This is a genomic window from Bradyrhizobium sp. B117 (assembly GCF_038969555.1).
Lineage (GTDB): Bacteria > Pseudomonadota > Alphaproteobacteria > Rhizobiales > Xanthobacteraceae > Bradyrhizobium.
The window spans coordinates 9771498-9784829 of record NZ_CP152414.1; the positions used below are offsets into that span (position 1 = coordinate 9771498).

Below are 13332 nucleotides of genomic sequence, written 5' to 3' on the forward strand. Positions count from 1 at the left end.
CGCCGCTTTATTCCGCAGCAACAAGAACAAGATACGCAAGAAAAAAGCCCTGCCGAACGGCAGGGCTCCATTCCCGGTCATCAAAAGATCGCTACTCGACCTTGAGGCCGGCGAACTCGACGACCTTCCTCCACTTCTCGGTCTCGGCCTTGATCTCCTCGCCGAACGCCTCCGGCGTCTGCACCCGCGGCTCGCCGCCGAGCTCGACCAGACGCTTGGTCATGTCAGGCTCCTTCATCAGCGTGTTGATCTCGCTGTTGAGCTTGGCGATGATCTCCTTCGGCGTGTTCTTCGGCGCGCCCATGCCGAACAGCGCGCTGGCCTCGTAGTCCTTCACGGTCTCGGCGATCGCCTGCACGTCGGGCAGCTGCGGCGACCGCTCTGCCGTGGTGACGCCGATCGCGCGCAGCGAGCCGGAGCGGATGTGCTGGATGATCGAGGGCATGTTGTCGAAGATCACCTGGACCTGGCCGCCGAGCATGTCGGTGATCGCGGGCGCCGCGCCGCGATAGGGCACGTGCTGCATCTTGCAGCCGGTCATCGCCATGAACATCTCGCCGGACAGATGCACCGAGGTGCCGTTGCCGGACGAGGCCATGTTCACCTTGCCGGGATTGGCCTTCACATATTCGATGAACTCGGCGACGTTCTTGGCGGGCACGTCCTTGTTGACGGTCATCACGTTCGGCACGCGTTGGAACGAGGCGACCGGCGCGATGTCGCGCACGAAGTTGAACTTCAGATTGGCGTAGAGCGAGGCGTTGATGAAGTTGGCCGGATTGACCAGCTGCAGCGTGTAGCCGTCGGGCTCCGCGTTGACGACCGATTCGGTGCCGATGTTGTTGCCGGCGCCCGGCTTGTTCTCGATCACGAATTGCTGGCCGAGCTTTTCCGACAGACGCTGGCCAATCAGCCGCGCCAGGATGTCGGTGGCGCCGCCCGGCGGATAGCCGACCACCCATTTCACGGGCCGGGACGGATAATCCGCGGCAAAGGCCTTCGACAGCGGGCTGGCTGCAAGAGGCGTGGCGGCAAGCAGGCCCAGCGCGGTACGGCGAGTGATCATCTCAAGGGTTCTCCCAGGTGGTATTCTTCAAAGAGTGTTGTTCTTCAAAGAGTGTTGTTCTTGAAGGCCGGATATCTTGAAAGTGTCGTCGTTACGGTTGTAACAAAGCTTACCGCAGGCGGAAAGTACACCTGGCGCATCACGACGAAAGGATAAGGCATGACGGTCAAGGTCGAAGCCCTCGATCATCTCGTGATCAACGTCGCCGACGTCGCGGTGACCGCGGAGTGGTATCGCAAGATCCTCGGCATGGAAGTCAAGGTGTTCGACCCCGGCGGCGGCAAAGCGCCGCGGACATCGTTGCAATTCGGTAACCAGAAGATCAACGTCCGGCCGCGCGATGCCGACAAGGTGGAGTGGTTCACCGCCGATCACCAGACCGCCGGCAGCGACGATCTGTGCTTCCTCACTTCCGCTGCGCCCGACGAGGTCGTGGCGCATCTGCAGGCACATGGCGTCGCGATCGAGGAAGGCCCGGGTCCCAGGCAAGGCGCCCGCGGCACGCTGCGCTCGGTCTATTGCCGCGACCCGGATGGCAGCCTGATCGAGATCTCGTCGTACGAGGATTAGACTCTTTCATTCGCGGACGGTGCGCAGCACCGAACTATGGTGCGCAGTTGCACACCTGAGAATCTCGATACGGTGTCGCCGAACGGGACGCTGCCGTAGGGTGGGCAAAGCGAAGCGTGCCCACCGTTCTCTTCACGTATGAGGAGAAATGGCGGGCACGGCGCTTTGCGCCTTTGCCCACCCTACGGCATCTCGCCTAGAACGACCCCAGCGCCACCGGGCGGAACGCCTGGAGCAGCTGCTGGTCCAGCTTGCCGCCCATGCCTTCCATCATCGCAAACGCACGCGAATGGGTGAACGGCATGCGGTAGGCGCGCTTCTCCACGAGGGCCGCGTAGATGTCGACGATCGTCGTGACACGCACGATGTCGCTGATCTGGTTCGACGACAGCCCGTTGGGGTAGCCGGAGCCGTCGAGGAATTCGTGGTGATGCAGGATCACGTCCAGCATCTCCGGCGGGAAGCCGCCCTGCGCGGCGAGCGCGTCATAGCCGCGGCGCGGATGCTGGCGGACCTCGGCCATCTCCTCGTCGGTGAGCTTGCCGGGCTTGTCGAGCAGGTTGGACGGAACGAAGGCCTTGCCGACGTCATGCAGCAGCGCGGCGCGGGTCAGGCGGCGCTGGTCGTCCTCGCGCATGCCGAGATGCTGCGCAAAGGCAACGGCGAAGCCGGTGACGAACAGGCAGTGGCGATAGCTGCCGACATGGTGGCAGCCGACGGTGGTGAGCCATTCGCGCAAGGACGAGTGCTTGATCGCCTTCAGGATCTTGCTCTCGGCGGCGATGACGTCGTCGAAGGTCAAGGGCACGCCGAGCGGCAGCTTCTCGAACATCTTGGCGAGCACCGCATGCGCCGCCTCGACGCCGCGGTTGAGCGTCTTGCCGCGATCAGTCGCGTCATAGACGGCGGTGTCGGGGAACGCGGCGCGGATACGCTGGAGAATGGCGTCCGGCTGCAGCGGCCGCGAGATCGTGTCGGTCGCGCCGAGCGCCCACGCCTGCATGGTACCGTGATGCAGGGCGTCGGCGAGCACGAACAGCCGCGGCATCGAACGATAGGCATCGCCGCGCAGCTTGTTGCGCACCCGCTGCACGCTCTCGGGCGAGCGCAGATTGATGTCGACGACGAGACCGGAGAGATCGCGCGAGGGCTGCTCGGGAATGTGCTCCGTCGTGACCGTCGAGACCTCGCCGACCGCCTTCAGGATGCTGGCGAGCTCGGTGCTCTCGTCGTTCCGGTCGGAGGCGAGCAGAAGCCGGCGTTTGGCTGCAGGTTTGGCTGAGGCGGTCATGGCTTCCCCAAAAGCACGGGACTGGATTTGGGTTCAGCCTAAGCCGGATCAGGTTCTCCGGCCCTTAAGAGGCGTGCTCAATGGAACCCTGCGGGATTGCACGCAATTTTAGCGAACGGGTTTCCGTCGAAAGGCCCAGTAAATTGGGCGAAAACAACCCCATGCACAGTAGAGCGGGCATTGACGGACAAGGGGAATTTTCACCGTCATGGCCGGGCTTGTCCCGGCCATCCACGGCCTTGGTCCGGGGTCCGAAGAACGTGGATGCCCGGGACAAGCCCGGGCATGACGGCGAATGTGGTCGTAGGGTGGGCAAAGCGAAGCGTGCCCGCCATTCGTTGCGATCGGAGAAAGGTGGTGGGCACGGCGCAAGTGCGCCTTTGCCCACCCAACGATTCCGGGACGCAAACAGAGCGTGCGTCAGGCATGCATGCCATGGCGTTCAGGCAGTTTCGTCGAAGTAACTTGCCGGGCTAAGCTGGAGCCGCTGGCGCAGACTCCCTTCTCCCCTTGTTGTGGGAGAGGGTGCACCGTTGTCGCGGCGAGAAATAAAAAGAAAGGGCGGAAACAATGCCGAAGATCGATCGGGACGGCGTCGGGATCTACTATGAAGTCCATGGCGACGGGCCACCGCTGCTGCTCACGCACGGCTATTCCTCCACTTCGGCGATGTGGCATGGGCAGATCGATGCGCTCGCGAAAGACCACAAGCTGATCCTGTGGGACATGCGCGGTCACGGCCAGTCCGATTATCCTGATGATCCCAAGGCCTATAGCGAAGCGCTGACGGTCGGCGACATCACGGCGATCCTCGATGCCGTCGGGGCGGATCGCGCCATCATCGGCGGGCTCTCGCTCGGCGGCTACATGTCACTCGCGTTCTATCGCGCTCATCCGCAGCGCGCGCGGGCGCTGCTGATCATCGACACCGGCCCCGGCTTCAAGAAAGACGATGCACGCGAGGCCTGGAACGTGCGGGCGCTTGCCACCGCGGACAAGCTCGACCAGGAAGGGCTTGCGATGCTGAAATCGGCGACGCGCGAGCGCGCCACCGCCAGCCATCGCAATGCCAACGGCCTCGCGCTTGCGGCGCGGGGCATGCTGACCCAGCGCGATGCCCGCGTGATCGAGCAGTTGCCCGACATCAAGGTGCCCTGCCTGATCGTGGTCGGCGCCGACGATACGCCGTTCCTGGCGGCGTCCGACTACATGGCGGCAAAGATCCCTGGCGCACAAAAGGCCGTGATCCCCGCCGCCGGACACACCGTCAACATCGACCAGCCCAAGGCTTTTGTTGACGCGGTGGTGCCTTTCCTGAAGAACTTGCCGGCATAGACTGGCTGGACGAGGGACATTGGCAATGAAGCGGGCGATAACAGCGGCTGCCGCGGTAACGATGCTTCTTTCGATGGCAACTTCCGTACAGGCCGAGCAATTCGGCACCATTCCGCTGCGCCGGCCTTTCGTCGAAACCTTGTCGAACAACATTCCGCTCGCCTTCGGCATGGATGCCGAACAGACCGCACGTGCCCTCGGGCAGCCGCTACAATATGTGCGCGGGCGTCCCGGCAACGAGATCTACCTCGCATTGCGCAATCTCGGGGGCAGCGGCCTGATCCCCTATCGCCACCGCCTGTTCCTGCAATTCCGTCATGGACGGCTGGCAGGATGGAAGGAGGATTATGGCGAGAACTGGATGTGGGAGTGAGGGCGGCTCTTCAAGATGCAGAGCAATCCCATCTGCGCCGTCGTGCGCTGAAGTTGCCACATCGTCATGGCCGGGCTTATCCCGGCCATCCGCGATCTTTCGAGCGGCACCAAGAACGTGGATGCCCGGGCCTTCGCCTCGCCGAAGCGGCTTCGGCCGCGCAGGCGGGACAAGCCCGGGCATGACGAGTTTGTGGAGCGACCGGAATTCTCCATCAACGACCAACCAAGAAGGACAACCCGCGTGGGACAAGACATCAAACTGACGGCTTCCGACAAATTCCAGCTCGGCGCCTATCGCGCTGACCCCGCAGGCAGCCCCAAGGGCGCGGTGGTGGTGATCCAGGAGATCTTCGGCGTCAATCATCACATCCGCTCAGTCTGCGACCGCCTCGCGGGCGAAGGCTATGTCGCGATCGCGCCGTCGATCTTCGACCGAACCTCGCCGGGCTTCCAGTCGGGCTATACGCCCGACGAGATCGCCGAAGCGCGCAAGTTCGTCGCAAATCCCGATTGGGAGGCGATGCTGCGCGACACCCAGGCCGCGATCGATGCCGTGAAAAGTGTTGGCCCGGTCGGCATCATCGGCTTCTGCCTCGGCGGCAGCATCGCCTTTGTCGCGGCAACGCGATTGTCCGGCCTCAAGGCTGCGATCGGCTATTACGGCGGCGCCGTCGTGCGCTTTGCCGACGAGAAGCCGAAGGTTCCGACGCAGCTGCATTTCGGCGAGAAGGACGCCGGCATTCCCTTGACCGACGTCGAGACCGTCAAAGCAAAGCGCCCGGATGTGGAGGTGTTCATCTATCCCGGCGCCCAGCACGGTTTTCATTGCGACGAGCGGCCGAGCTACGACAAGGCGAGCTCGGAGATCGCCTGGCCGCGTAGCATGGAATTCTTCGCGAAGCATTTGAAATAGCCACCGCCGTCATTCCGGGATGCGCCGCGAAGCGGTGCAGGCCCGGAATCCATAACCACGGACTGGGGTTATGGATTCCCGGCTCGCGCTCCGCGCGCCCCGGAATGACGAGAAACGAGAGAGCAGGAATCGGGTGGCCGCATCCTGCCGCCCGGCGATAGAGCTGGCCGATCAAGCCAATTGACGCCGGGAACTCATCATGCAGCAGGCCAACACGAACATCATCATCCGCAATCCGTTCGGCACCATGGACGTGCCCGCGCCTGATGATCGCGAGGTGATGGATTATGCCGCGACCACATCGCTTGCCGGCGGTGCGGGCGACGTCAACGCTACGACATGGGCCTCCATTGCCGCGCCGTCCGATCCGCTCGAAGGCACTTGGGCGAGCCGCTGGAACGGCGGCGCCGATCCGACCATTGCGGGCGATACGCCGGAGAGGTGGAAAGAGGGGCGCGCGGAAGTCCGTGTCATCGGCGAGCGCCTCTATCTGCGCTTCGACTGGGACCATGGCCGCCGCTGCGCGCGAGGGTACGCGGCTGGTCGGGAAGTACATCAACCTGACCAACCCCGCGATCATGCGGCCATGGGTCGGGCTCGTGGTCGATGAGGCGCGGATCGACGGATGCTTTCCGAACGGGCGGCTGGATTTCAGGCGGTAAGCACGGACGCAGCGCGCTCGTCTATCCCTCCGTCATTCCGGGGCGATGCCTCAGCATCGAACCCGGAATGACGGCGAGCGTCAGAACCAGCGCTCGCCGACGAACACGGTGTCGCCAGGCGCGAGCGGCGTGCCGAGCGGGACGACGGCGCGCATGGCGCCGCCAGCTTCGGTGTGCGTGACGGTGACCACGTCGCGCTTGGCGCGCGGCGAGAAGCCGCCGGCGATGGCGACGGCGCTTTCGACCGTCATGTTCGGCACATACGGATATTGGCCGGGCGCTGAGACTTCGCCGAGGATGAAGAACGGGCGATAGGTGTCGATCTCGACGGCGACCGAGGGCTCGCGGATGTAGCCGTTGCGCAGGCGCGCGCCGATCTCGCCGGCAAGGCCCGCGGTGGTGCGGCCGCGCGCCGGCACGGCGCCGATCAGCGGCAAGGTGATGGAGCCGCCGGCATCGATGGCATAGCTGTTGGTGAGACCTTCCTGGCCGTAGACCACGACGCGCAGCTTGTCGCCGGCGTCGAGATGATAGGAGGCGTCGTAGCGCACGGGCACTGCCATCGGCGCGGCATAGCCGACGGGCATCGGTGCAGGCGCGGAGGCAAAGGAATTGCTGAGCGCGGCGATGGCGCCGCCGCCGTTGTTGGCAACGACGACCGGTTGCGGGGCGCCATAGGCCATGGCGTCGAGATCGGAGCGCGGCTGAACATATGCGACAGGGCCGGCGGTCTGCATGCAGCCGCCAAGAGGCAGCGCGGCGGACGCTGCCAAACAGGCTGTCAGGATCGACCATCGAAACGCGCGTGCAACCGGCACCGGACCTATCCCTCGAAACGAGACAGCTCCAGTGATGCACCGGTTATGGTTAATAAAGCGTTGAGCGGGAAGGTGTGAAATGGCGCCGCGCCACGAGCGCGGTGCTCCCCCTCTCCCGCTTGCGGGAGAGGGTTGGAGAGAGGGTATCTCCGCAACGGGACAGTCCCCCAGAGGAGAGAACCCTCTCCCGCATTGCATCTCCGATGCAATGCGACCTCTCCCGCAAGCGGGAGAGGTGCAGCGCGCCGTGGCTCGAGTTAGCGCCTACGCGCTGACGCCCGCGCCGATCGAACAGGACACGCCGGTGCCCCCTAAGCCGCAATAGCCGGCGGGATTCTTCGCCAGATATTGCTGATGGTAGTCCTCGGCGAAATAGAATTCGCCGGCGGGCGCGATCTCGGTGGTGATGGCACCGAGACCTTTTGCGGCAAGCGCCTTCTGATACAGCGCCTTGGACTCGTCGGCCGCTTTCTTCTGCGCATCTGAACAAGTGTAGATCGCGCTTCGATACTGCGTGCCGACGTCGTTGCCCTGGCGCATGCCCTGCGTCGGGTTGTGGTTCTCCCAGAACGTCTTCAGCAGCTTCTCGTAGGAAATCTTGCTCGGGTCGAACACGACCAGCACCACTTCGGTGTGGCCGGTGCGTCCCGAGCAGGTCTCTTCATAAGTCGGGTTCGGCGTGTGGCCGCCGGCATAGCCGACGGCGGTGGTGTAGATGCCCTCGCCCAGTTCCCAGAATTTGCGCTCGGCGCCCCAGAAGCAGCCGAGACCGAACACGGCCTGCTCGAGTCCTGCAGGATAAGGCGGCTTGAGCTTGCTGCCGTTGACGAAATGGGTGGTCGCAGTCGGGATGGCTTGCGCACGGCCGGGCAGCGCCTCAGCTGCGCTCGGCAATGCGGTCTTCTTGCGCATGAACAGCATGATGGGTCTCCGAAACGAGACGTCCGTCGCGCGAGCCAGATGCTCGGGCGGCGTGCTCGCGATCAGGTGGGAATATAGGTGTCTACGCAAGAGGGAGCAGCGTTGTTACGCAGCGCCCGATACAGCGTTCAGTCGCGCGGGGAATCGAAGATCAATCTCGGGAATATCCGATCAGCGGCTTGCGCGGCCGGAACAGGATCATCAGCAAGATGCCCAAAATGCCGAGTACGGCGAAGACCGGCTGGTCCAGCACCAGGCGGATCACCGAGGTCCAGAGCCAGGGCGCCTTGGCCTCGACCCAGGTCCGGAACGCCGACTGGCTGGCCTGGTTGATATCGTTCCAGAACTGGCCGAAACGGGTGAAGCGCAGGGTCTGGTCGGCCACCCAGCGGGCGCCGTCATAGACCATGAAGATGAACCCGCCGGCGAGCAGCAACAGCCCAATCAGTCGGAAAAAACCGCGGATCATGCCTCACCCCAGATGGTCGTCCGATCGATCGACCCGTATAACGCCCGCCAGCCAATAGCCAAGCGACGGCAGAAATTCAACCGCTTCAGGGCGTTACACCCCTCGTCGGGCGCCCGGAAGGGCCGTTTTCCAGCCCCGGAAAGCGTTGACGGTGCCGCAGACCCCCTCTATAAGGGCGCCAACTGGCGGCGGGCGCAATCCCGCCGCCGCTGTTCTTTGAGCAGTTGCAGGCTCTTTGAGGCCTCATGTTCCGGGAACAGCCCAGCAACCGAACACCCTAAATCCGAGCGTCGATTCCGCGGTCAAGCAGCCGGCGCTACCCGACCAAGACGCGACCGGTACCGCAAAGGATATTGAGACCATGGCCAATACCACTTCCGCCAAGAAAGCGACGCGCAAGATTGCCCGCCGCACTGCCGTCAACAAGTCGCGCCGCACCCAGATGCGCGGCGCTGTGCGCACCGTCGAGGAAGCCATCAAGACGGGCGATCGCGCCGCTGCCGTGAAGGCGCTGGCGAATGCCGAGCCCGCCCTGATGCGCGCCGCGCAGCGCAACATCATTCACAAGAACAACGCCAGCCGCAAAGTCTCGCGCCTCACCGCGCAGATCGCCAAGCTCGCCAAGTGAGCCGATCCAAGTCAGCGGAACTAAGTCAGCCGATGCGATCGAGTCATTCGATCGGTTGAAGCGACATCGCGCTCGTCACATCAGCCCGGCCTCGTGCCGGGCTTTTCGTTGCCTGTCACAATTCGTCTGCCACAATTCACGCAAGCGGTCGTTCGACCAACGATAGACATTGGAAGATTCATCTCGACGGCACGATGATGCCGTCCGTAGTTTTACCGCGGACGATTTTGCAACAGCGGAAACTTTCACTGCGCTGCGAAAAACCCTTGCGGGACGGGCCTAAGTTGAATTTGCACGCGCGCGAGTTCTGCACACCGTAAATTCACAGGAGCGGATCTCGCGGTGGAGTTACCCTGTGAAATGAGACTCAAAAAACGATGTTTCGCGAACAACTTATCGCCATAGTGACAGCAAGCATTTGGAAAACGACCCGGCGAAGTCGGCGCGTGAAGGTTTTTTGAATTTTTTTTGGCTGCTGTTCGCCAATTGTCACACAACGCGTCTCGTCTTCGATTCTTTACGCGGATTCAAACTCTTGGTCTCAGACCTGTGAACAACTCGCGCGCCGCGTTAACGCTGGTCAAGATTTTTGATGCCTCAAGTGTGAATCAATTCCGTTGCGAGTCTTTCCGCTTAGTGTATTCCTTAAGTCGTCAGCGGCGCCCACGATCTTGAGACCAGCGCGGTATCGGAAACGGGGCGAGCGTGCAAATCGGCGGCGGTGGGCACGTTGGCAACGCATCAACAAGCGATAGTCGGTTCAAACCCACAGCACTGTGGGAACGGTAGCTCTTTGTCTGAATGTCTCCAAGCAGGATTTCATCCTGCTCGCGCCAAGCGCAAATGAGAGATGTCGTAAAGCTACCCCGACCCGCATGAGGCGAAGTCGAGCGGACGACTAGTACACGGGCGGGCATTCGCGACACCACTACGCCGCGACTGTCTATTGGACACGCAGGACCTTGCCGTGAGCAATCACGGCAGGACGGGGAGGTATCATGTCTTACGGACGCAACGCGGTATTGAAACAGGTTTCTTATTCCAACGATGCCGGTTTAGATCAGTCCGACCTCCAGCCTCCCGCCTGCGATGGGGCGCCGAGTACGCGCTGACCTCGCGAACCCTCCATCTCTGACATCGCTGATCGGACGCGGCGTTCTCGCCGGACGGTCGAGCCATGCCTGACGATGGACTCGCTCTGAGGTCGCGCCATGTCAGAAACCCTGATGGCAGGAACTCTGCATGGCGCTCACCCACGCAACTAAATCTCTCAAGAGAAGTTTTTTGACGATGAACACATCGGAACAGGATCGCTGGTCGCGCGTGAAGAACCGGCTGCGCACGAACGTTGGCGAAGACGTCTATACGAGCTGGTTTGCGCGCATGGATCTGGAAGGCGTGCAGGAGGAGAGCGTGCGGCTGTCGGTTCCGACCCGCTTCCTGAAGAGCTGGATCCAGGCTCATTACGCCGAGCGCGTGCTGTCGTGCTGGCAGGCCGAGATGCCCGAAGTGCATCGCATCGATCTCACCGTCCGCTCCGCGGTGCGCCCGGTGGTGGCGCCGAAGGAAGCGCCTGCGCCGGTCGAAACGCGCCGCGCGCCTGCGCCGGAATTGCGCTCGACCGCGACCGCGCCGGTCTCGGCCAATCATGACGCGCTCGGCGGCTCGCCGCTCGATCCGCGCCTGACCTTTGCAAGCTTCGTCGTCGGCCGCTCCAACACGCTGGCGCATGCCGCCGCGCGTCAGGTCGCCGAAGGTCGCCGCGGCGACCCCGTGATGTTCAACCCGCTCTACATCCATGCCGGCGTTGGCCTCGGCAAGACGCATCTCTTGCAGGCCGTGACCTGGGCCGGCAATTCCGGCAACGAGCGCAAGGTGCTGTATCTCACCGCGGAAAAATTCATGTACGGCTTCGTCGCCGCGCTGAAGACGCAGACGGCGCTCGCGTTCAAGGAAGCGCTGCGCGGTATCGACGTGCTCGTCATCGACGACCTCCAGTTCCTGCAGGGCAAGTCGACGCAGGCCGAGTTCTGTCACACGTTGAACGCGCTGATCGATGCCGGCCGCCAGGTCGTGATCGCGGCCGACCGTCCGCCGTCCGATCTCGAAAGCCTCGACGACCGCGTCCGCTCGCGTCTTGCCGGTGGTCTCGTGGTCGAGATGGGCTCGCTCGGCGAGGAGTTGCGCCACGGCATCCTCAAGTCGCGCGTCGCGGCGGCCCGCGCCCATCATGCGACCTTCGACGTGCCGGAGGAGGTGCTGCATTATCTGGCGCGCACCATCACCCATAACGGCCGCGACCTCGAAGGCGCGATCAATCGCCTCCTGGCGCATTCCAAGCTCAACAACCAGCCGGTGACGCTGGAGATGGCCGAGCGCGAGGTGCGCGACCTGGTCCGGCCGCAAGAGCCGAAGCGGATCAAGATCGAGGACATCCAGCGCGTGGTGGCGCGGCAGTATAATGTCAGCCGCTCCGACCTCCTGTCCTCGCGCCGCACCGCCAATGTGGTGCGCCCGCGCCAGGTGGCGATGTACCTCGCCAAGACGCTGACCCTGCGTTCGCTCCCCGAGATCGGCCGCCGCTTCGGCGGACGCGACCACACCACGGTGCTGCACGCCGTGCGCAAGATCGAGGCCCTGGTCTCCAAGGACACCGCGCTGTCGGAGGAAGTGGAGTCGCTGAAGCGCCAGCTTCAGGAATAAACGCCTATTTCGTGCACCCTCTGCAGAGATCGTCATGGCCGGGCTTGTCCCGGGCATCCACGTTCTTTGCGCTGCGTGGCAAGCCGTGGATGGCCGGGACAAGCCCGGCCATGACGTTGTGGAGACTGTCGGTCCCCTCCAGCCCACGGCACGCGGGGCGAGGAGCGGACCTGCGCCTCGGCGGCCGCCTTTATTTCTGCCCGTAAATCGTGGGGGAACTGCCCCCGATCCCTTGAATCCGGGGGCCATCCGCGCCACCTTGCGCGACCCCGACGGCTTTGGTCATATCGGCTGGATGATCCGGCTTTCGGGGTCTTCGGTGCCGAGGCGCGCGTCCCGCTGCCCGGCTTTTTCCAACGCTGGTATTTCCTTGGGGATCGGGCGAGTAGTGCAATGAAGGTTACGGTCGAACGCGCGCAACTCCTGAAATCGCTGGGCCATGTCCACCGCGTGGTCGAACGCCGCAACACGATCCCGATCCTCGGCAACGTGCTGGTCCGGGCCGAGAACGCGAAATTGTCGCTGAAGGCGACCGACCTCGACCTCGAGGTGACGGAAACCCTGGCCGCGGAAACCGCGACCGCCGGTTCCACCACGGTGCCGGCGCACATGTTCTACGACATCGTGCGCAAGCTGCCGGACGGCTCGCAGATCGTGCTGGAGGCCGACGGTGACCGCGCCGCGCTGGCGATCCGCGCCGGCCGCTCGCGCTTCACGCTGCAGACCCTGCCGGAAAACGATTTCCCGGATCTCGCCGCAGGCGACATGTCGCATTCGTTCAACCTCGCCGCCAAGGACGTCAAGCGGCTGATCGACCGCACCCAGTTCGCGATCTCGACCGAGGAGACGCGCTACTACCTCAACGGCATCTACCTGCATGCCGCAGGCACGGCGGAGGCCGCGACCTTGCGCGGCGTCGCCACCGACGGCCACCGCCTCGCCCAGCTCGACCTGGTACAGCCCAAGGGCGCCGAGGGCATGCCCGGCGTGATCGTACCGCGCAAGACGGTCGGCGAGGTGCAGCGCCTGATCGAAGACACTGAAGCCGAGATGACGATAGAGCTGTCGCAGGCCAAGATCCGGTTCACGATCGGCAACGTCGTGCTGACCTCGAAGCTGATCGACGGCACCTTCCCCGACTACGGCCGCGTCATCCCGCAAGGCAACGACAAGGAGCTCGTCGTCGACAAGAAGGATTTTGAGAACGCGGTCGATCGCGTCTCCACCATTTCCAGCGAGCGCGGCCGCGCGGTCAAGCTGTCGCTGTCTGCGGGCAAGCTGGTGCTGTCGGTGACCAATCCGGATTCCGGCAGCGCGACCGAAGAGCTCGAGGTCGAATACGCCTCCGATGCCCTCGATATCGGCTTCAACTCCCGCTATCTGCTCGACATCGCCGCCCAGATCGAAGGCGACGTCGCAACGCTGAGGCTCGCCGACCCCGGCTCGCCGACCCTGGTGCAAGACCGCGACGACAAGAGCGCGCTGTACGTGCTGATGCCGATGCGGGTGTGAGGGGCGTGTTGCCTCGCAAATACCAGACGACCACTCGTGAACTAGGCACGATGCGCATTGCTGCGCCCT

13 protein-coding genes are annotated in these 13332 nt (G+C 63.6%); 8 read left to right on the plus strand and 5 right to left on the minus strand.

Annotated features, from left to right (window positions below):
- Positions 1-91: 91 nt before the first annotated feature.
- Complete coding sequence (locus AAFG16_RS46300; RefSeq protein ID WP_342735975.1) at positions 92-1066, minus strand: tripartite tricarboxylate transporter substrate binding protein; 975 nt, start codon at positions 1064-1066, stop codon at positions 92-94.
- A gap of 159 nt (positions 1067-1225) precedes the next feature.
- Between AAFG16_RS46300 and AAFG16_RS46305 the strand changes: the two genes are divergently transcribed.
- Positions 1226-1636 (plus strand): VOC family protein, encoded by a 411-nt coding sequence (locus tag AAFG16_RS46305; RefSeq protein ID WP_283082812.1) that lies wholly within the window; start codon positions 1226-1228, stop codon positions 1634-1636.
- 196 nt (positions 1637-1832) lie between these two features.
- Here AAFG16_RS46305 and AAFG16_RS46310 read toward each other — a convergent pair whose 3' ends face one another.
- On the minus strand, positions 1833-2927 hold the full coding sequence (locus AAFG16_RS46310) for an HD domain-containing phosphohydrolase (protein WP_283082813.1): 1095 nt from the start codon (positions 2925-2927) through the stop codon (positions 1833-1835).
- A 570-nt stretch (positions 2928-3497) separates the two neighbouring features.
- Between AAFG16_RS46310 and AAFG16_RS46315 the strand changes: the two genes are divergently transcribed.
- The 4 genes from AAFG16_RS46315 (at position 3498) to AAFG16_RS46330 (ending at position 6160) form a co-directional block, all read left to right on the plus strand.
- Positions 3498-4262: an alpha/beta fold hydrolase gene (locus AAFG16_RS46315; protein ID WP_342735979.1), complete on the plus strand. Its 765-nt coding sequence runs from the start codon at positions 3498-3500 to the stop codon at positions 4260-4262.
- 25 nt (positions 4263-4287) lie between these two features.
- Positions 4288-4635, plus strand: coding sequence for a hypothetical protein (locus AAFG16_RS46320; protein WP_342735981.1), 348 nt, complete (start codon positions 4288-4290; stop codon positions 4633-4635).
- A 243-nt stretch (positions 4636-4878) separates the two neighbouring features.
- Positions 4879-5550, plus strand: a complete 672-nt coding sequence (locus AAFG16_RS46325; protein ID WP_342735984.1) for a dienelactone hydrolase family protein — start codon at positions 4879-4881, stop codon at positions 5548-5550.
- A gap of 199 nt (positions 5551-5749) precedes the next feature.
- Entirely contained in the window at positions 5750-6160 is a 411-nt protein-coding gene (locus AAFG16_RS46330; protein WP_342735986.1) for a hypothetical protein, read from the plus strand.
- A gap of 132 nt (positions 6161-6292) precedes the next feature.
- Here AAFG16_RS46330 and AAFG16_RS46335 read toward each other — a convergent pair whose 3' ends face one another.
- From AAFG16_RS46335 to AAFG16_RS46345, 3 genes are all read right to left on the minus strand, one after another.
- Positions 6293-7030, minus strand: a complete 738-nt coding sequence (locus AAFG16_RS46335; protein ID WP_342735988.1) for a polysaccharide biosynthesis/export family protein — start codon at positions 7028-7030, stop codon at positions 6293-6295.
- Between the two features lie 264 nt (positions 7031-7294).
- On the minus strand, positions 7295-7951 hold the full coding sequence (msrA, locus tag AAFG16_RS46340) for a peptide-methionine (S)-S-oxide reductase MsrA (protein WP_342735990.1): 657 nt from the start codon (positions 7949-7951) through the stop codon (positions 7295-7297).
- Positions 7952-8102: 151 nt separating this feature from the next.
- Positions 8103-8420, minus strand: a complete 318-nt coding sequence (locus AAFG16_RS46345) for a hypothetical protein (protein WP_027563964.1) — start codon at positions 8418-8420, stop codon at positions 8103-8105.
- Positions 8421-8781: 361 nt separating this feature from the next.
- Between AAFG16_RS46345 and rpsT the strand changes: the two genes are divergently transcribed.
- The 3 genes from rpsT (at position 8782) to dnaN (ending at position 13263) form a co-directional block, all read left to right on the plus strand.
- Positions 8782-9048, plus strand: coding sequence for a 30S ribosomal protein S20 (gene rpsT / locus AAFG16_RS46350; protein WP_027549990.1), 267 nt, complete (start codon positions 8782-8784; stop codon positions 9046-9048).
- Positions 9049-10338: 1290 nt separating this feature from the next.
- Complete coding sequence (gene dnaA / locus AAFG16_RS46355) at positions 10339-11751, plus strand: chromosomal replication initiator protein DnaA (RefSeq protein WP_027563962.1); 1413 nt, start codon at positions 10339-10341, stop codon at positions 11749-11751.
- 393 nt (positions 11752-12144) lie between these two features.
- The gene (dnaN, locus tag AAFG16_RS46360) at positions 12145-13263 is read left to right on the plus strand and encodes a DNA polymerase III subunit beta (RefSeq protein WP_342735999.1); all 1119 of its coding nucleotides are present in this window, start codon (positions 12145-12147) and stop codon (positions 13261-13263) included.
- Positions 13264-13332 lie beyond the last annotated feature (69 nt).

Bases quoted from the DNA above. Each gene is read 5' to 3' on its own strand.
- rpsT (WP_027549990.1), top strand. From the start codon at position 8,782: ATGGCCAATACCACTTCCGCCAAGAAAGCGACGCGCAAGATTGCCCGC.
- AAFG16_RS46300 (WP_342735975.1), bottom strand. From the start codon at position 1,066: ATGATCACTCGCCGTACCGCGCTGGGCCTGCTTGCCGCCACGCCTCTT.
- AAFG16_RS46305 (WP_283082812.1), top strand. From the start codon at position 1,226: ATGACGGTCAAGGTCGAAGCCCTCGATCATCTCGTGATCAACGTCGCC.
- AAFG16_RS46320 (WP_342735981.1), top strand. From the start codon at position 4,288: ATGAAGCGGGCGATAACAGCGGCTGCCGCGGTAACGATGCTTCTTTCG.
- AAFG16_RS46310 (WP_283082813.1), bottom strand. From the start codon at position 2,927: ATGACCGCCTCAGCCAAACCTGCAGCCAAACGCCGGCTTCTGCTCGCC.
- AAFG16_RS46345 (WP_027563964.1), bottom strand. From the start codon at position 8,420: ATGATCCGCGGTTTTTTCCGACTGATTGGGCTGTTGCTGCTCGCCGGC.
- dnaN (WP_342735999.1), top strand. From the start codon at position 12,145: ATGAAGGTTACGGTCGAACGCGCGCAACTCCTGAAATCGCTGGGCCAT.
- AAFG16_RS46330 (WP_342735986.1), top strand. From the start codon at position 5,750: ATGCAGCAGGCCAACACGAACATCATCATCCGCAATCCGTTCGGCACC.
- dnaA (WP_027563962.1), top strand. From the start codon at position 10,339: ATGAACACATCGGAACAGGATCGCTGGTCGCGCGTGAAGAACCGGCTG.
- AAFG16_RS46315 (WP_342735979.1), top strand. From the start codon at position 3,498: ATGCCGAAGATCGATCGGGACGGCGTCGGGATCTACTATGAAGTCCAT.
- msrA (WP_342735990.1), bottom strand. From the start codon at position 7,951: ATGCTGTTCATGCGCAAGAAGACCGCATTGCCGAGCGCAGCTGAGGCG.